Origin of the sequence: Anditalea andensis (genome assembly GCF_000714815.1) — a bacterium.
In the GTDB taxonomy this organism is placed as follows: domain Bacteria; phylum Bacteroidota; class Bacteroidia; order Cytophagales; family Cyclobacteriaceae; genus Anditalea; species Anditalea andensis.
The window spans coordinates 13,105-31,659 of sequence record NZ_JMIH01000001.1 but is presented as its reverse complement, the minus strand read 5'-3'; the positions used below and the strand labels follow the sequence as shown (position 1 = coordinate 31,659).

The 18,555-nt window shown below is 35.6% G+C and carries 13 protein-coding genes and 1 CRISPR repeat array; of the genes, 4 read left to right on the top strand and 9 right to left on the bottom strand.

All coding sequences use genetic code 11. The features are described from left to right. Positions 1 to 52: 52 nt before the first annotated feature. Positions 53 to 2,520: a CRISPR direct-repeat array (repeat unit 30 nt; unit sequence CCCTTAATCGCACCATAGAGGAATTGAAAT). Positions 2,521 to 2,911: 391 nt separating this feature from the next. The 4 genes from EL17_RS00120 to EL17_RS00105 all read right to left on the bottom strand — a co-directional run bounded on the left by EL17_RS00120 (position 2,912) and on the right by EL17_RS00105 (position 7,675). Then, positions 2,912 to 5,326 (bottom strand): outer membrane beta-barrel protein, encoded by a 2,415-nt coding sequence (locus tag EL17_RS00120; RefSeq protein ID WP_035068402.1) that lies wholly within the window; start codon positions 5,324 to 5,326, stop codon positions 2,912 to 2,914. Positions 5,327 to 5,958: 632 nt separating this feature from the next. Continuing rightward, positions 5,959 to 6,510 carry a hypothetical protein gene (locus EL17_RS00115; RefSeq protein WP_035068399.1) on the bottom strand — a complete coding sequence of 184 codons (552 nt, stop codon included), beginning with the start codon at positions 6,508 to 6,510 and terminating at the stop codon, positions 5,959 to 5,961. A 189-nt stretch (positions 6,511 to 6,699) separates the two neighbouring features. Next, positions 6,700 to 7,266, bottom strand: a complete 567-nt coding sequence (locus EL17_RS00110) for a hypothetical protein (RefSeq protein WP_035068396.1) — start codon at positions 7,264 to 7,266, stop codon at positions 6,700 to 6,702. Between the two features lie 154 nt (positions 7,267 to 7,420). Next, on the bottom strand, positions 7,421 to 7,675 hold the full coding sequence (locus tag EL17_RS00105; RefSeq protein ID WP_262482629.1) for a LytR/AlgR family response regulator transcription factor: 255 nt from the start codon (positions 7,673 to 7,675) through the stop codon (positions 7,421 to 7,423). 253 nt (positions 7,676 to 7,928) lie between these two features. Here EL17_RS00105 and EL17_RS00100 point away from each other — a divergent pair, with 253 nt between their 5' ends. The 3 genes from EL17_RS00100 (at position 7,929) to EL17_RS00090 (ending at position 11,261) form a co-directional block, all read left to right on the top strand. Further along, entirely contained in the window at positions 7,929 to 8,186 is a 258-nt protein-coding gene (locus tag EL17_RS00100; protein WP_164674878.1) for a hypothetical protein, read from the top strand. A gap of 982 nt (positions 8,187 to 9,168) precedes the next feature. Continuing rightward, on the top strand, positions 9,169 to 10,674 hold the full coding sequence (locus EL17_RS00095; protein ID WP_035068391.1) for a C10 family peptidase: 1,506 nt from the start codon (positions 9,169 to 9,171) through the stop codon (positions 10,672 to 10,674). Between the two features lie 5 nt (positions 10,675 to 10,679). After that, on the top strand, positions 10,680 to 11,261 hold the full coding sequence (locus tag EL17_RS00090) for a hypothetical protein (RefSeq protein WP_035068389.1): 582 nt from the start codon (positions 10,680 to 10,682) through the stop codon (positions 11,259 to 11,261). 461 nt (positions 11,262 to 11,722) lie between these two features. On the opposite strand, the gene EL17_RS00085 is transcribed toward EL17_RS00090, so the two are convergent. Next, the gene (locus tag EL17_RS00085; protein ID WP_262482628.1) at positions 11,723 to 12,121 is read right to left on the bottom strand and encodes an ATP-binding protein; all 399 of its coding nucleotides are present in this window, start codon (positions 12,119 to 12,121) and stop codon (positions 11,723 to 11,725) included. Between the two features lie 939 nt (positions 12,122 to 13,060). Here EL17_RS00085 and EL17_RS00080 point away from each other — a divergent pair. Continuing rightward, positions 13,061 to 13,321: a hypothetical protein gene (locus EL17_RS00080; protein WP_035068387.1), complete on the top strand. Its 261-nt coding sequence runs from the start codon at positions 13,061 to 13,063 to the stop codon at positions 13,319 to 13,321. A gap of 1,323 nt (positions 13,322 to 14,644) precedes the next feature. Here the strand turns inward: EL17_RS00080 and EL17_RS00075 are convergent. From EL17_RS00075 to EL17_RS00060, 4 genes are all read right to left on the bottom strand, one after another. After that, positions 14,645 to 15,346, bottom strand: coding sequence for a LytR/AlgR family response regulator transcription factor (locus EL17_RS00075; RefSeq protein WP_035068384.1), 702 nt, complete (start codon positions 15,344 to 15,346; stop codon positions 14,645 to 14,647). After that, entirely contained in the window at positions 15,343 to 15,951 is a 609-nt protein-coding gene (locus tag EL17_RS23350; protein WP_164674877.1) for a sensor histidine kinase, read from the bottom strand. The genes EL17_RS00075 and EL17_RS23350 overlap by 4 nt, the downstream gene beginning before the upstream one ends. Positions 15,952 to 16,430: 479 nt before the next feature. Beyond that, positions 16,431 to 17,057: a sensor histidine kinase gene (locus EL17_RS23345; protein WP_164674876.1), complete on the bottom strand. Its 627-nt coding sequence runs from the start codon at positions 17,055 to 17,057 to the stop codon at positions 16,431 to 16,433. A 590-nt stretch (positions 17,058 to 17,647) separates the two neighbouring features. Further along, positions 17,648 to 18,208, bottom strand: coding sequence for a sensor histidine kinase (locus tag EL17_RS00060; protein ID WP_084166051.1), 561 nt, complete (start codon positions 18,206 to 18,208; stop codon positions 17,648 to 17,650). Positions 18,209 to 18,555: the final 347 nt, after the last annotated feature.

Here is an 18,555-nt window from a genome sequence, read left to right as displayed (position 1 = left end):
CATAGAGGAATTGAAATAAGGTTGCTTAGGTCCTCACAGGACTATGTCCAGGCCCTTAATCGCACCATAGAGGAATTGAAATGATCCATGCCCTCTACTTCTGAGGCGGTACGTGCCACCCTTAATCGCACCATAGAGGAATTGAAATAAGTTCTTACCCGCCTTCTGGGCTTCCTGCATCGCACCCTTAATCGCACCATAGAGGAATTGAAATCATGAATTTCTACACCGTTATCCCTCATGTATTTTGCCCTTAATCGCACCATAGAGGAATTGAAATTACTTCTGGGAAATTTAAAGGCATTTCTTTCTTATTCCCTTAATCGCACCATAGAGGAATTGAAATAAACACAATATATTTTTATCATATCGGCAGTGGATCCCTTAATCGCACCATAGAGGAATTGAAATTTGTTTAGTGGCTCCTATATCTTCCGTCTTAGGTAGCCCTTAATCGCACCATAGAGGAATTGAAATATAGCTCACGCTGTAGATACTGTTTGATTTTGACACCCTTAATCGCACCATAGAGGAATTGAAATGAGGCAACAATGTCAATCGCCTGGGGGTTTATGGTACCCTTAATCGCACCATAGAGGAATTGAAATCGGTCCAGGGCATGCGCGTTACAGACTCGCGTTCCCCCCTTAATCGCACCATAGAGGAATTGAAATCAAGCTGCGCAAGCTCAGGGCGCGTACTAAGATCGTACCCTTAATCGCACCATAGAGGAATTGAAATGCACTACCAGACTGGATTTTTGCTGAAGCTGAAGGCCCCTTAATCGCACCATAGAGGAATTGAAATTTCTTGTCCGTGGCCCATACGTACCCCCTTAATTCTCCCTTAATCGCACCATAGAGGAATTGAAATAGGCTTACGAGGAGGGCGAGGACGGGCGCTATTCATACCCTTAATCGCACCATAGAGGAATTGAAATCATCCTTTTCGTACCTGCTCAGTAGCGTGCAGTATTCCCTTAATCGCACCATAGAGGAATTGAAATCTTCTATGACCCTTAGACCGGGGAAGTTTTCCTCTTCCCCTTAATCGCACCATAGAGGAATTGAAATAAATTAAGGTTGATATTTGCTGCACTTATCTGATCCCCTTAATCGCACCATAGAGGAATTGAAATGGGGAGGGTTGATCATGCCGTGGTTCATGTAGAACTCCCTTAATCGCACCATAGAGGAATTGAAATAAGAATCATCAACATACATGCTGCATTTTACGAAGCCCTTAATCGCACCATAGAGGAATTGAAATAATTTCCAAAACTGCATGTAGCTGTCGCAGGACTCCCCCTTAATCGCACCATAGAGGAATTGAAATATTGAATCATTTCTCATGACACAATTGTCATAATTCCCTTAATCGCACCATAGAGGAATTGAAATTCGAATGGCTGGACAAGCTGTCCGAAATGCGGGACACCCTTAATCGCACCATAGAGGAATTGAAATTGGTCTGGTTTGATGAGTATAACAACTCTATCGACTCCCTTAATCGCACCATAGAGGAATTGAAATGGGATTGCTGAAGTACAGCGAAGATTTTAAGATAGACCCTTAATCGCACCATAGAGGAATTGAAATGGTTTAAGAAGCTATGGGTGGTCAAAAACTGATAAACCCTTAATCGCACCATAGAGGAATTGAAATTTTTGAAAATCTTTCCGCCTTTGCTTTAGCTCTCTCCCCTTAATCGCACCATAGCGGAATTGAAATGCTGGAACGCCTGGCATGAAAACATATGGAACATTGCCCTTAATCGCACCATAGAGGAATTGAAATTCGGGGTTGAGTCCTAGTTTGCGCTGTAGTTTCTGTACCCTTAATCGCACCATAGAGGAATTGAAATTTTTTTAGCTTATCTACTGGAATAGCGTACTTATCCCTTAATCGCACCATAGAGGAATTGAAATTCAGATCACCTTCGCCGCGCCAAGCTTTCATAGCAGCCCTTAATCGCACCATAGAGGAATTGAAATGAGGAACAAAAGCAACATACAAGGCAAGCGAAAGATACCCTTAATCGCACCATAGAGGAATTGAAATTATAGGGTTATTTTACATTTTAAAGATTGTTTGAACCCCTTAATCGCACCATAGAGGAATTGAAATATTGCAGGTTCAGTTTTTACCTTTGCATCGTGGTCGCCCTTAATCGCACCATAGAGGAATTGAAATCTGATAGCAGAAAGAGAAACAACAAAACCTTATCGTCCCTTAATCGCACCATAGAGGAATTGAAATTTTATCAGGATCCTCATTGACATCCTTAAGTCCATTCCCTTAATCGCACCATAGAGGAATTGAAATTTTCAAGGGTTTTAATTGCCCCCTCTCTAGGGTCTCCCTTAATCGCACCATAGAGGAATTGAAATACAGTTACCTCAATCATTCTATTAGGTGACTTTTTCCCTTAATCGCACCATAGAGGAATTGAAATTAGCTTTCTATGTAATTGATTTCGGTTAATTGTGATCCCTTAATCCCACCATAGAGGAATTGAAATAATAGCTGCAAACATCTTCAATGATGTTAAAACAGTACCAAGCGGGAATTTTATTAGACTAATTAATAAATAAATGAGAAGTGGCTTGCGCTGACGATGTTTTTATCAATGTTTTGGTAAGCTTGTAATTGATAACAGTCAACTTATTATCATCAAGTGATGCTGCAAACTTCATGACTTAAGTATGATGGAAGGAATTATTATTCACTAAGCAAAAAATATTTATCAGCAAACTAAAGTTACCTTATAACTAACAGGGCAATATCAGACGACACTATCTCAAAAATAGTAAGCATACTTAGTATCGTATCATCCAAATCTGATAAGATGCTAAGTATGCTACTGACATTTGATTTTGGATTACAAAATCCATCCAGAGCTTTTACTATGTTTAATTGGCTCTGTTCAATACATCTTCATTGCCCAAATCCTTGGTAGGAGCTGACTTAACGGTTCGCTTACCAAAATTGTAAACTAATCCGAAATCTACCCGCCTGGTGTCTTCATATCCTGCATAGGATGTTAGAATGTTAAGGGAGTTTATGTCTGCCCTGTACACTGTACCTCTGAAGATATCCGCAACACCCACAGTATACTGCACCCTTTTGTCCAATAGGTTTCCCTTTAGAGATACGCGGGAATAATTCATGGCACCAAATTTCATTAAACCATATACCGATGGCCCATCATAATTATAGTAAACCTGCAAAGAAAAATCTCTAGGTAAGGTAAAAGTATTCGTCAAACTGACACTGGACCCATATCCTTCCAGACTGAAATCCTCTTCTGTAAAATTAGAGGCAGCTTGGGTGAAATTCACATAGCCATAGAAAGCGCAGGTCCACCATTTAAAAAATTCATGTGAATAATTGGAAGAAAGCTGGTATACCTGGCTATTGAAGTTCCTTTCCTGAAAGACAGTTACCGTACCCTCCTGAACAGGTATGGTAGTAAAATCATTTTGATTATGCGTATAAGAGAGTTCTACAAATAAATTACTGCTTTTTAATAAGGACATGGCTATATTATCCATCATAACAGGTTGCAATGCTGGATTTCCAACATTTTGGGTATAATCATCTATCACAAACCTAAAAGGCATCAAACTATTAAATCCTGGCCTTTTGATCGTTCTTCTGTAGTATAATGAGCTTGAAAGTTCATTGGCAAACTTCTTTTCGAGATTTAGGGAAGGGAAAATATTGAAAAACCGGCGGTTTACCTCAGCGTCATTGCCTTCCATATTAGTCTGCTCCATTCTTACGCCTGCATTTAAAGAAAAACTATCCCAGCTTTTCCCTCCTTTAAAATATCCGGCATAGATATCTTCGCTTAGCCGGTTTAGGAAACTGAATTCAGGAACAAGGACAAAAGAACCGTTTTCCTGAATTTCCTGGGAAATGTCTGAATGGGCTCGGGAACGGGAATACTTCAGTCCTGCATCAAATCTGATTTTATTTTGATATGGCAGCTGGAAATCCACCTGGGCTATCCAGTTTTTGGACCAGCCTAAATTGTTGTTTTTAATAACATCAAGCCTTCTTATCCGCTCTCCCTGCGGATTGAAGATGTCCTGGTAAAGCATACTAAATATCCTGATATTGGCCACGGTAGAATAGGTCATGATCATCTCCACTGTTTTACCCAGCGTATCCAGTTTTCCTTCATAATTTAGACTGTAGCTTTTGACCGTTCCGTCATATTCAATCATAATAGGTTTGACTAAAATAGAATCTATAGTGGTCCCCAGAGGATTTGAAAAAGCCGTTTCAGATTGTGACAATGAAGGAAAAGTTTGAGGGCCAACCAGGGATACCTGCATACCAATGGAATGGTTATCTCCCAAACTATAATTTAAGCCGGTACGGATAGATGGCCAAGAAACCCTATAATTAATGACTTCCGATTCATTGAACAACAGGTCATTGCCCTCAATATTTAAATACCTTAAAGTAGTAGACTCATTGTAATTGATGCCCCTAAACATATTAATATTAGCATAGGCGGTCAGGTTATTTTTTCTATAAGTAAGGTTTCCGCCGCCACGGAATTTACCCTTTACTCCTTGAGAATAATTACCCCTTACTGAGCCGGTAAATCCCATGGATTTGGCCTTTTTGGTAGTGATGCTGATGACCCCATTTACGTTTGCATCATACTGTGAAGATACATTGGTGATAAATTCAATCTTATCTATTTCATCACCAGACATGGATTCAAATAGGGATTCCAGCGTAGCACTTGGTACTGGCACATTGTCTACCAAGACCAAAATACCTGTTCTGCCATTAATGGAAATACCGCCCCCTTTGGATTGGACAAATGGGGTAGCCAATAAGATTTCTGAAAGATTGTTTGTTTGAAATGGGGTAGCTTCCATGTCCATGACATACCGGTCTGCCTTCCGCTCTATCATGGGACGCTGGGCAGTCACCACTACCTCACCCAATGCAAGGGAGGCTTCATGCAACCTGATCTCAGGCAGTTCGAGTGACTGGGAGCTTTCATAATCGATGGGGTCCAGATATACCTTTTCAAAACCGACGGAGGAGATGGCAATCAAATACCTGCCCCTAGGTACCTGCCTCAAGTAATAATTGCCTTCCTCATCGGTAATGGCACCCTTGACCATCACGCTATCAGACACATTTAGTATCGAGACAGTGGCAAAAGCAGCTCCAGTGGTTTCGCTTTCCATCACGCGGCCACTGATCAGTCCCTGTGCCTTTACCTGAAAGGCTGAAGTAACGTAAAAAAGGGCGATGATACATCCCAGATAAAATATTTTCCCTTTCAGATTTTTCATTTTTATGTTGTTAAAAAGTTCACTTCCTCGACCATATCAGGAATTTTTAGTTTAAAACATTGAAATTAACCCCCAGCCCGCTTGTTGCACAACTTTTTTATACAAAGTGGGAGATTTATTAGACTAAATTGATATTTAAATTATAGAGAAACGAAAGGAAAAGGAATAGCTATAATGGCTTTGGGCAGAGTTTAAAGCTGAGAATGTACCAGGTCCATTATAGGAAGCCTTGGTAAGGATTTTGAATTAAATCTACCCTTTTTGCCTATGCTAACCAATGGACAAGTTCTCTAGTTAATCTTACAATTTAGCTTAGCTGTACCTGATCATGTGCCTTTATAAGTGCAACAGACTTCCTTAAGGATTATATCACAGCAAACCTGAATATATTAATCTCTTTCCCTCCTTTGATTTGCCTATCCTTCCTTTTCAGATTTCCATATTCTATTTGCAGAATATGTATGTATGGTCCTTTTTTCCATCTTAATATTTTATTTGGATACATCCCAATATTCAGAAAATAAAACCAAATAAAAAATACCTAGTTCTAGGTATTTAAAGGAGATTATCCAATAAATTCTGCATAACTAAGCCACCGTGAATTCGCTAAATAATAAAAAATCAGTGGTTCCCTATTTAATCTGAAAAAGAAAACTCAGCACATTTCCCTGAACATATTCCCTAGTGCCCCATATATAGGTCAAGGGAATGAACTTGACACTGAAATTTTCAGAATAAATATAGGTAGCAGATAATCCTGCCTCCAATCCCAATCTGTAAAAATTAACCGGCAAAGCATCAAAAACGAGTCCTCCGGCCTGCAAACCGGTGGCCCAAATAAAAGAAGGGCCGGCAAATGGCGTTATTCTGAATTTATTTATAGATAAAACATCATAATTCAAATGGGTACTCAGCGTAACTGTCGTATAATATTCCGGTAAATATTCAAAATATTGTCTGTTGGTCAACAAAGCTCCCTGTAAAGTCGGTGTCAATGAAAATCTACTTTCTTCGAGGTAAATCTGACGCTGTATAATTGCCCCATATCCATACTGGTGATCAAGGGAAGCAGGCGTAAAAAAACTTACCGCCCTTCCTCCACCCAGGTAAACCTGTGCTTCTAAAGTATTTGAAAAGGAAACAAAAACGATTACTATTAAAGCAAATATTGCAAATGGTTTCATGATATAGATTTTAGATATAAGTAAGTGATTTTAAAACAATGCTTAGCAGGGCTTACCTTATGAAATAGTCTTTTTTTAATGAAAAAAATTAAACATGGCTGATTGCTCCGAATCAGCCATATTTATAAATTTGCTTCTCTACACACTAAAAGATAAAAATCGCAATCTAATTTTGTCAAGAACTAAACTTTAAAAGGAGTAACCTACACCTATGTTCAGCCATCTGGTTTCATACCTTTGTATTTGCAAGCCATAAGCTACAGAAGGAATCAGTTGTAGCTGATCGGTAAGAAAAACCCTTGCTTTTAACCCAACTTTAGCTGTGATATCAGAAGATCGTCCTGTCTCTCTTAATGCCATATAATCCCCATCTCCAATTTGATGCTGAAGTAAAGTATTGCTAATTCTCAGGAATACAGCTTCTGAAGATAAAATAAATTTTGATCTTTGGATTAAGTCATACCCAATGCCCAAGGTAAAAAAGGACATATCAAATCTACCAGTCTCTTCTTTTGGTAAAAAAATAGAACTGTTTTCCCCTTCATAATCCAACTTTCCGTAAGAAATGTCTCCATAAAATCTATTAGAAAGATATCTACTGTAACCTATAGTAAATCCATGACCAGTCAGATTACCCCCAGCGTACTTTTCACCTAATACATAAGAATAGGAGGAATAAATATTGTTTTTTGATATTTTTTGTCCGTATACATTATAGGTAAAAAGCACTACAAATAGACATAATAAATATTTCATGTTATTGTAATTTTTCAATTTGATACTTGTAGTAAATACTTTGTTATGATATATTACTTTTTTATTTAATTAAGGTAAGAAGCATTAAACCTGAAAATAAACTTTTTAGACTAAGGCTCTAAAATCCTAGACCAATTGGCTATATGATTTGAGATCACCTCAACCACTCATTTATCTCATTTCGGATAGCCTCTGTATACGTCCCTCCGATCATGACTTCTTCCCCCACCGTGGTTTCCAGCATATTGCCATTGATGGACTTGATGGCAGATTTACGGATGATATAAGAACGGCTTACCCGCATAAATTCATTTGCGGGGAGTATTTCCTCTATGCGCTTCATCGTTAGGTAGGTGATGATTTTTCTTTCTTTCAGGTAGAGCTGTATGTAATCTTTCATGCATTTTATAATTAGAATTAAGAACTTTTAAGTGACCATTTTGTGTCAGAGACTTAATACCATAAGTGCAAGGTCAGAGACCATGCAATTTTATTATTTGCTGGACATGAATTCCCAAGAGCTAAAATTGATCTTTGATAGTACTATTTTGCTCAATTCTTAAAGCAATTATGAGAAAGAGTTTTTGCAGCCCCTTCCTAGAGGCATTTACAGTATCTGGAATTATAAAAAAGCCACCGTTCAGAAAACATCCAACATTTTCATGGGAGAAGACAAGAACTATTACAGCTCCCCCCACCGCTACATCGGACTTGCCGTGGAAATGCATTACAATCTGGAGTTCTTCTACGGGCAGGAAAGGATAGCCTTATACAAAAGGAGCTTCAAAGCCGGCCACTACATCTCAGAGGATGACCATATGCCCAGCAGCCACCAGTACATCAATGAATGGAGTCCAGTGTTTTTTCAAAGTCTGGTCCAAAGAGTGGACCGTACACCCAAGAATATATTGGCAGGCTGATCGGGCAAAACGACTTCCCGGAAATCGACTACAAGCAGGCCTAGGGGATCCTAGCCTTTTTTGAAAAGCTACGACCCGGAATGCCTTGAAAGGGCATGCAAAAGAGCTCTTGGATTCGAAAAAGCCTCATACCATATCCTTGAACGGGTGCTGCAGAGCAAAATGGATATGGAGGAGATCCCCTTTCTGAAGGACCGTTTGATACCTAAACATAAAAACATCAGGGGGATTTACAGCTCAACCATCCACAGACATTAAAACCCAATCCATATAAAACTATGAAATGAATACGACACTATCGAAAAAATGAAACAGAGGCGCATCGGAGCCTTGGCCGAACTTTACCACAAAAGGTTCACCGAAAACCTTTACAAAGAATTTTATACCGATGAGCTGTTGACCTTGCGCTAAACTAGTTTTGGGGTTTCGTAAACAGGGTTAATTTAGAAATTAGTATTAGTATAAATATATGAATGATTCGTCTAAACATATGAATGATTCGTCTAAAAATTAAATAGTATAGTTTCATTTATTGTAATATTGGGTATAATTAACCTATAAAACCGATAAAAATCTTAAGACAGAACTATAAATTTAAATCCAACCAATTGGAGATCGTGGCAAAAAGCGGATGAAGAATTAAAATTTTAGTACCTGAAGATCATTTCGAAATAACCTCATCGACTAATACAAGTGGTAACAGTTATAATTATTATAGTGAAAAAAAAATAATGGTAAAAGATACAATATTACAAAAACCAGTTAATCACTTATTATCAATGAAATATTTCTTAATAAATATAACAAAAAATTAATTTAAAATTTATATTTAATGTTAAATTTTAAACTAATTTTACTTTAAGATCAATAAAAATTACCCTAGTAATTTTATTAAGGGTACAATTATGAAGATTATCATCGCGTTACTCCCCAATGGTATAAGATGCTTTCACAATTGATTTTTAACTTATATACAAATTTTATGAAAACAATGAACCCAATTTTTAATTCAAAAATAATAGCTTTGTTATTTACTACGGCTTTACTATTTGCATGTACTGAAATAGAGGACTTAAATTTAAATGATGAGTTTGCAAAAAAGCAAGAGATTTCCCCCCAACTTGATAAAGATACATTCGTTTCTTTAGACAAGGCGGCAGATGTTGCTGATTTGTTTTTCAGTAAGCTAACTGAAGGTGATGATGCAATAAAAAATTCTTCGAGAGCCCGGAAAGGTAGTGCTTCATTTGAAACATTAAGTGAAAGAGGCAACCCGTTAATGTATATTATAAATTACCCGGATGGGGGATTTGTTATCATGGGGAGTACAAAAAATTATTATCCGGTTCTGGCGTACTCAGACGAAAATTCTTTTGAAATACCATCTGAACTGAATGGTGTAACTGGATGGTTGGAAGAAACAAAAGAAGCAATCAAAACAAGTAACGCTTTAAAAGACTCAGTTAAGTTTGCAATGAAAAATCTCTGGAAAGGTTACGAAACGGCAGACATTTTAACTTCTAAAGAAGCGCAGGATACACAGCTTAAAAGTTCGCTTAGCAGTGGAGAGATAGCTTGTAGGAACCGATGTGATGAACTCCAGATGCAATTTGGAGGAGAAGGATGGAATTTTTTGCCATTATCTCAAGCTCAATATGTACTCGATGATGCTGGATTTTCTGGGTTATATAAAGATTTAAGTTATAGCGCAGAATTTAATCATTCTCCAAATAATTTTTCTGTTTTTGCCTATAAAAATGTATATAAAGACGAACAGGTTGGTCCTCTGCTAACTACAAATTGGTATCAAAGTGAGCCTTTTAATGATTTGTGTAACGGTAGCCCAGCTGGTTGTGGCGCCATCGCCGTAGCTCAAGTCATCAACCATTATAAACACCCTCAATCATTTAGTTTGAATGGTTATGCCTTCAATTGGAGTAATATTCCTATAAATCCACGATCAGGTTCAGACCATGCAGCTCTAGTTAGGCTTGTTGGTATTAATATAAATACGCAGTATACTTCTTCTTTTTCTTATGCTACTCCAGCCAATATGGAAAGTGGTATTAAACTTCTAGGTTACAATGTAACCCGCGCTAACCATAATTTCGAAACAGTAAAAACACAGCTTTTTACCTATAAAAGACCTGTGATTATGGGAGGCAATGCTAATAATGTTCCTCTTCCCTCGCCTTTTGATTATATTGGTAAGAGCCATTACTGGATTTGCGATGGTGCACGTCAAGTAACAACGGGTCAGATGCAATATTTTACTGAGTGGCAGCCATACGGAAATGGAGTTTTCACCAGAGGTTGGAATACGAAGGCTTCTCCGGGAGTATTAGGTGGCATAGGTTCTCTGTATTTCCACATGAATTGGGGCTGGCGTAATAAAGAATTCAATGGCTGGTTTGCCTTCAATAATGTAAACTCAGGCAATGGTGATTTTAAATATGCACGACAAGATTTTTATATTACAAAACAATAATTACTATGAAAACATTAAGAATAGTGAGACTATTGGCTTTGATGATATACGTTTCTTCCTGTGATTTACTTTCCTTTAATACACCCCCAGAGTCTATTGGATATAATTTATACTTGAGCTTTCAGGATGTTTCTGGAAATGATTTGGTAAAAGGAATTGAATTCAATGACTCTTCAGGCGCTGTGAAAGACTCTTTATATACATTGGATATTATTGTATCAGAACCATGTCAGAATTGGGATAATACTACTTACAATGCTCCTGCCAGACCAGGCTTTATACCAGATGTTAACCTTCCACAATTAGGAATGGTAAGCTATAATGGTTATAGTCATTTGACAAATCATTTTGGTTTATCTGTAAAAAATTGTGGCGAACAGAAAAAACTCACTTACAAGCTGAAATGTCCTTATATATTTGGCGATGATGCGGTACATGAATTTATTACCTATTGGGATATTCCACATGATAAAATAAATCATGCTGCTAAATGTTACCGTATAGTGTTTGAAGGCAAAGAGATAACCCCAACCCCTATGATTAATCACGAAAATACGACCTTTACAGCGGCTATAATCCTAAAATAAAACGGACTATAGTTTTTCCCGAAGGCAATTGTCGAAATTCGTACTATGAACATGCAAGATTTTCAAAGAACAAAGCATAATGGATACATATTTAGAAAGTAGATGGGTAGTATTACAAGGAGGTGGTTATTTTTCAAGTGATGATGGTTCTTAGTCACTCTTTGTAATTGCAATTTTTCATCCAATAGATTTAAAACTTTATTTGACATCTAATATAAAAGTATTTATGGTAGGAACAGGAATAGAATATAGGTTTTAGTATTAATTATGGATGGCCACAAATAAATAGACATCAAGATGTATTATTTTCACCTGAATCTAAAATATTTTTTTTTAAATCAACCTGGAATTAAGTTTTAAAAAGCCGATTTTTAATAATCGTCTTTTTTTGTGCATTGTATGGATATTAATGATTATTGTTTTTATAATCATGAAATATATTATTTTGTTTATTGGATATCTTATACAATACCGACCCCTGTTCTGGGCAAAATGGCCCCACAAAAATTTGGTTTGGTTTTATTCTGTGTTCGATGTTTACCACCCTTACAAAGATGGCATCTGCTATGTACTATCGTATCGATCCATGTTGTTACCGTAATTTGGGATACCACTTTTGTTGAAGCCCTCCCGTATCTGTACTCTATGATTTCAAGAAGCGCCCTTCTGCCCATTACATCTAATTGCTGTATACCGAAGTCATCCAGGATCAGTAAATCCTGTTTTTCTATTCTCACTATCTCCTTCATGTATGAGCCGTCAGCTTTCAGCATTTTCAGTTTCGGGATAAGCTTGGTGGTATTGAAATAGAGGGGCCTGAACCCCTGCATACATGTCTGATTTCCCAACGCTAAAGCTATGAACCCTTCCCTGATCCGGTGGCCCCGCAGATCAATACATATTCTTTCCTTTTTATAAAGGACATATCTGCAAGCCTTAGGATTTGCATTTTATCAAGTTTTCAACGGCACCGAGAAGACCGTCAAACAACTGGTTGCCCTCCATGAAAAAATAAAATGTACCGCAAACTTAACGCCCACTATATACCTGAAATGGAGGATTATAAGGGAGCGCCCCTCCTGTTGTTCTTCAGCCGTTACGGCAGAAGGGGATAATGGCACCTGACCGCTTCCACTGACCTTTTCCTTTCCTTCATCAAAGCAATGGAAATTTACAAGTTAAGGTGGGCTATTGAAGTATTCTTTTATTAAAAGTAAATAATTATGTAAAGCTTAAATGTGTAATAATTTGATATTTAATTTATTAGTAAGTCAACTATACAAAATCAATTTATAAACAATCAACTACTTCCTAGGATTTTTTAGCATTCAAGGAAGCTTTTGTGATATTACTAGGATTTGGATTTTTCCGCAATTGGTTTCTGGTTATCGGAAATATCAGCTTTTGTTTATCAGCAAAGGTGTATATATATCTGAAATATAGGTCAATACTTCAACAGGGCAAATTTTAGGGATACAAGGATATGACCACCTTGAAACCAGTGCAAAGCTTATGATATGAATAAAGAGTTGAATTCGATGTTATTTTGTCAAATATAAATTGAGAGATTTATGTGTAAGGCTTTTCATGAGATTTTTTTTTATGTAAAGAGTTTATGTAAAGTAAATATGCTTAAGACGCCTCATAATCATGTTTACATTGGCTAGTTTGCATAAACTTTTACTTTCCATAAAAAAGCTTATGGAAAGCTTTGTAACAAGGAAAGTAAGCAACACCTGGGACTGGGCAAATGCCAGTCCAACGATCTGGACGCCCCTTTTGCATCCATCACTATCTCTATGGTGCAGTACATCATGCTGACCTTAAAGAAGCGATTCCAAGACTATGAATCAAAGGGGCACCTTTTCAGGGAATCACAGGAACAGCTACTCAAGTTTTCCTTAATGCAAAGGCTTTGGGGTCTGTTCATCGAGATCGTGACAAAACTAGCGGAAAAGTTTTCAATGGAAATGAACCTGTTTATGGAACAACTATTTGAGAATGAGGAAATGAACATTTTAATCTTAAAGCTTCTGCGGGAAGTTTCCGATAAGCCCTAAAGTATAGCAGCTTAAAATGAAATGGATTTAAAAAAAAACCGTGAGAACAAAATCAAGGTACATATTGAAAATAATATATGCTCTGTTTTTTGGTTAAATCACTTGTGCGAAACTTAAGTTATATATATATATATATATATATATATATATATCTTTTATGTAGTAAAATGAGTGTTTATTACATTATATAATTTTAAAAATAATTCATCTATATAGTAAATTTACAGATCACCAAAAAATAAAATATATAACCTACTATATTTTCAAATCAATAACAACATTAGGTACTATAAATAATAAAAACATTATAATTTTAATAAAATAATTCTAGACCACCATTGCATAATCTTAGACCAACTTAATTTAAAAAATCACTAAAAGGATTCGAAAAAAAATACTATAATAAGGATTTGGTGAATTTCAGCATCTTCAAGTTACTAAACTCAATCATAATATCTACCTGAACTTAGTGTTTTGTTTTTGTGTCTTTAGACCTTACTCAATGATAAAAATTAGGGCCTGCTGAAAAATACAGGTTCTCCAATCAATTAAATCAAGTCCAGATTGCCATCTGGACTTGGTTTTGGTGTTAGAACATAGAGGCTGGTTTTAACAATATTATTATATGTTATGCCAGCTACTTCCATGCTGAAAAACTCAGGGAAGGAGTGCCTCCCAGTCCAGCGGATAGAACTTTGGGATTCAGGTTAGGTCTTCCTGTCCCTTTCGGAGGTTTGTGTATGTTGAAAAGGCTCAATAGTTCATCCCAAGGAACCTATTTACAGAGAAATACCCATCTATAATAGGATCCAACTGGTTTCAAAAGGGAGTTTAGAATCCTGAAAAATCATACTGGTTTGGGCTGGTATGTTCACTTCGTGATGCACGCCTTTTGGAGTTCTTTGCACAATGCCATGTAAGGAATAAAAAACGAGAGTCATTTTTTAATAATCCCATACCAAGTACAAGTCCTATCGTCACTTGTCATCAATTTCCTTGATTGCACTGTTTCAGATTTACGCGTAGCTAATTCACAAACTACTCTTTTTTTAATAATGGGTAATGATGTTTTCATCTGATTAACTTTTGTTTTTTAAAGGCTATAACTTGTCCAGTACCGCAGGTCGGGATGGAACCTCGCATTAATAATAATCCCAGTGTATGCCGCTTGCGCTTGCGTCATGCTTGATTTCATATTATTTTTTTGAAGTTTTACATTATAAAAAAAATTAAATTCTCATTTATAAAGAAATAATTTAGACGAATGGCTAATTCTATTAGACATAGTATCCTTAAGATAGGATTAAATATACAGAGAATTATTCATCTCAACCACTCATTTATCTCATTCCTTATTACCTCTCTATAAGTCCCCCCAATCATAATATCCTCTCCAACAGTGGTTTCTAATGTATTGCCATTGATCGACTTGATGGCAGATTTCCGGATGATGTAAGATCGGCTTACCCGCATAAATTCATTTGCCGGCAATATTTCCTCAATACGCTTCATGGTAAGATAAGTAATGATTTTTCTTTCTTTAAGGTAAAGCTGTATGTAATCTTTCATGCCCTTCACCATCAACACATCATCTACCGGCACATGGACCAGCTTCCCGTTTTCTTTTACCCAAAAGTATTGCGACGTCTTGCTTTCGGTAGGGGTAATTTGCCTTTTGACTTTATTTACCGCTTTCAAAAAACGGTCAAAACGTATGGGCTTCAGCAAAAAATCTGATATGTCCAGTTCGTAACCCTCCAGGGCATGTTCGGAATAGGCCGTAGTGATGATGATTTCTGGTCTATGCTGTTGCAAAATTTTAATCAGCTCAATTCCGGTCATTTCTGGCATTTGAATATCCATGAAAACCAGGTCTGGTTTTAGGTCCTCTATGTCCTTCAGGCCCTCTACCGCATCATTCGATTTTTTTAATAACTGCAAAAATGGAATCTTTTTAATGTGTTCCTCAATGACCTCCTGGGCGTAGGGTTCATCGTCTATGATCAAGCAAGTGATTACATTCATGTTAAGTCAATTTTTAAGTGAACGGAAAAAACCTCTTCCTGATTACTTATGGTAATCTGGTGCTTATTCGGATACAATAGCTGTAGCCGTCTGGTAATATTTGATAAACCTTTGCCTCCAACAGCATTCTGGATGGTCTTTTTTGGTTTACTGTTAGATATGGCCAATTCTAGGAAACAGGCATCTTGGACAATCTTTATCATCACCCAAGAACTTCCCCTCGTTTTATTAACCCCATGCTTGAAGGCATTTTCTATGAAATTAATAAATAGTAAGGGCGCAATTTTAATTTCCTCATTCTCGATGGCACTGAAGTCATATTCAATATTTACATGTTCATGGTGCCTGATTTTTTCAAGTTCAATATAATCCTGAAGAAAAGATAGTTCAACTTTTAAAGGGATCAAAGCCTCATTGCTGTCATAAAGTGTAAACTTTAATAATTCAGATAATTTAGACACCACTTCACTCGCTTTCCTATTATCCTTGCTTATAATATGAAGACTGTTCAAGGTATTTAATAGAAATTGAGGTTGAATTTGGAATTTTAAAAGATCCATTTCCTGATGGGCATTGCTCAGTTCCAATTCTGTTATTTTTTTCATGGATTCGATATATCTAAAAAATATGGATCCAGCAAAAAATATAAATAAGAATAGATATAATTGGCTTGATAGAAAAGTCGGACCTCTAGGAGAAAGCAAAGCACTATATGAGGTAATGTAAAGCCCTTCGTAAAAATATTTTAACTTTTCGTCATCAGGGTACCTAAAATGCATAAATTTAAGTGGATATGTCAGGGCATAAAAGGATAAAAAATAAAGTGTAATTATACATATAATTAAGACTATCCATTTAATAGGATTTCTAACTTCAAATATAACTCTAGAGAAGATATAATAGTTGAGCCAAACAATAATAAACGAAGTTATTGTATAATAAAAAGTAACATCATCTAAAAAAGGTCTTTCTAACCAGCGTGAATCAAAAATCCACATCACTAGAAAAAGACTTACATAGAATATAATCAGCTTAAAGTTGCCATATGTATTGATAATTTTTATCATAATTGCTGGTAATAAAATTACTCTAGATTAAGCGTTAGATTTACTTTGTAAAAAGACTTCTCATCATAAATTTCCAATGCATATTTATCTGGGTACAAAATATCCAGTCTTTTTCTCATATTGCTTAAGTCTTTCCTTACTGAAGGGTATGAACTAATAGATACACTATTGCTAATTTCAAAAAACACTTTATGTTTAGATTGCTTTAATTTTATATCTATCCAACACTTATCTATAGATTCATTCCTCCCGTGCTTTAGTACATTTTCCACAAATGAAATAAACAACATGGGGGCTATTAGTATTTTATCATTTTGAATATCTTTGAAATTATATTTTAAATCCACGTTGCTATAATGATTGATTTTTTCCAGTTCAATATAATTTTTCAAAAATTCAATCTCCTTATCAAGCGTGATAAATGCTGTATTGGTTTCATATAAAGTAAATCTCAAGGTTTCCGAAAGTTTCAATACGATCTCTCCAGCATGCCCATTGTTCATAACCAGCCGATAAAGATTATTCAGGGTATTAAATAGAAAATGGGGATGAATCTGGGACTTCAATAGGTCAAGTTCTTGTTGGGAATTGATCACATTCAACTCTGAAATCTTATTAAGGGATTGGGTATATTTAAGGACCATTGATGCTAAAAAAAACAAGACTAAATGAATAATTAATTGATATATTAATATAAGTAATCCATAAGGGTCAAAAATATCATAAATAGAATTAATAGTATAAGTTTTATAGCTATTGAATAATAACTTATCATCTGGATAAATCGCGACCATATATGAGAATGGAAGACTTAAAACATAACGGGCAAAAAGAGAAAGGAAAATAAAAGCGATGAACACTACTATCCATTTAAGATGGCTTCGGATCGAAATAAAAATATTAGATAAGCTATAATAAATAATAAACACAACAATAAAATTAAATAAGGAATAGGTGAAAAAAGTTAAACTGAAAAAGCCATATCGAAACATAACCAAATTCATTACCCACACCATGATGAAAAGCCCAAGTAATAAAATAACTTTTAATGTTTTTTCATCTACTGCTGAATGACCTTTCATAACTTTCAATTACTATATTCCTTTGACTTATCATATAACCACATTAGCTTATGCCATAATATTTCTATAGGTGACAATATATTTTTTGATTTCCTCCTCAACAATATCAAAATATGCCTCATCGGCTTTAATTAGGTATGTGAATAAATTTTTCAAATTAAGTCTATTTTTAAGTCAACGGAGTATACCTCTTCCTTATCCTCAATAGTCAAAAGATGCTTATCAGGATAAAGGAGCTTTAGGCGACTGGAAATATTATTAAGCCCTTTACCCCCAATGGTATTGACTGTTTTTTTAAAGGTAGGTTTGCTATTAGAAATATTAAATTCCAAAAAATCAGATTTTTGGATTAATATTACCTTTACCCATGAACCTCTCCTGCTTTTGTTGACTCCATGCTTAAAGGCATTTTCTATGAAATTGATAAATAATAGTGGAGCAATTTTATTTTCCTCATTCTCAATGGCGCTGAAATCATATTCAATACTTACATGATCATGGTGCCTTATTTTTTCTAATTCAATATAATCCTGCAGGAATTTTATTTCAGACTTTATAGGAATTGATTCCACATTACTTTCATATAAAGTAAACCTCAATAAATCAGATAGCTTCAATACAACTTCCCCAGCCACTTCATCTTTCATGACCAACCGATATAGGTTATTCAATGTATTGAATAAAAAATGGGGATGGATCTGTGATTTTAAAATATCTAATTCTAAATTTGCATTAGCTACTTATAATTCCATTACATTTTTAATTGAATTCAAGTATTTATCCATTAAAACCCCTAAGGTAAGCAGAATGAGATGGAAATAAAGTTGACTGGTCATCCAAGCTAAATTAGATATTGAAAACAAGTCTTTAATTTTATTAATATATAATGTATTATAATATAAATATATTCTTGAATTATGAGGATATAAATCTTTTAAACTCTTTAAAGGAACAGTAGTAAAGTACAACGAAACAAAATAAAACAATATTAATCCCATAATAATAAAAAATAATTTTGCCATTAAATTTTTAATAAAAAAAATAAAGTATAGAGTATAAA

Coding starts and splice junctions, on each gene's coding strand:
- EL17_RS00120 (WP_035068402.1), bottom strand. CDS start 5,326: ATGAAAAATCTGAAAGGGAAAATATTTTATCTGGGATGTATCATCGCC.
- EL17_RS00115 (WP_035068399.1), bottom strand. CDS start 6,510: ATGAAACCATTTGCAATATTTGCTTTAATAGTAATCGTTTTTGTTTCC.
- EL17_RS00110 (WP_035068396.1), bottom strand. CDS start 7,266: ATGAAATATTTATTATGTCTATTTGTAGTGCTTTTTACCTATAATGTA.
- EL17_RS00100 (WP_164674878.1), top strand. CDS start 7,929: ATGGGAGAAGACAAGAACTATTACAGCTCCCCCCACCGCTACATCGGA.
- EL17_RS00095 (WP_035068391.1), top strand. CDS start 9,169: ATGAAAACAATGAACCCAATTTTTAATTCAAAAATAATAGCTTTGTTA.
- EL17_RS00090 (WP_035068389.1), top strand. CDS start 10,680: ATGAAAACATTAAGAATAGTGAGACTATTGGCTTTGATGATATACGTT.
- EL17_RS00080 (WP_035068387.1), top strand. CDS start 13,061: ATGGTGCAGTACATCATGCTGACCTTAAAGAAGCGATTCCAAGACTAT.
- EL17_RS00075 (WP_035068384.1), bottom strand. CDS start 15,346: ATGAATGTAATCACTTGCTTGATCATAGACGATGAACCCTACGCCCAG.
- EL17_RS23350 (WP_164674877.1), bottom strand. CDS start 15,951: ATGAAAAAAATAACAGAATTGGAACTGAGCAATGCCCATCAGGAAATG.
- EL17_RS23345 (WP_164674876.1), bottom strand. CDS start 17,057: ATGGTCCTTAAATATACCCAATCCCTTAATAAGATTTCAGAGTTGAAT.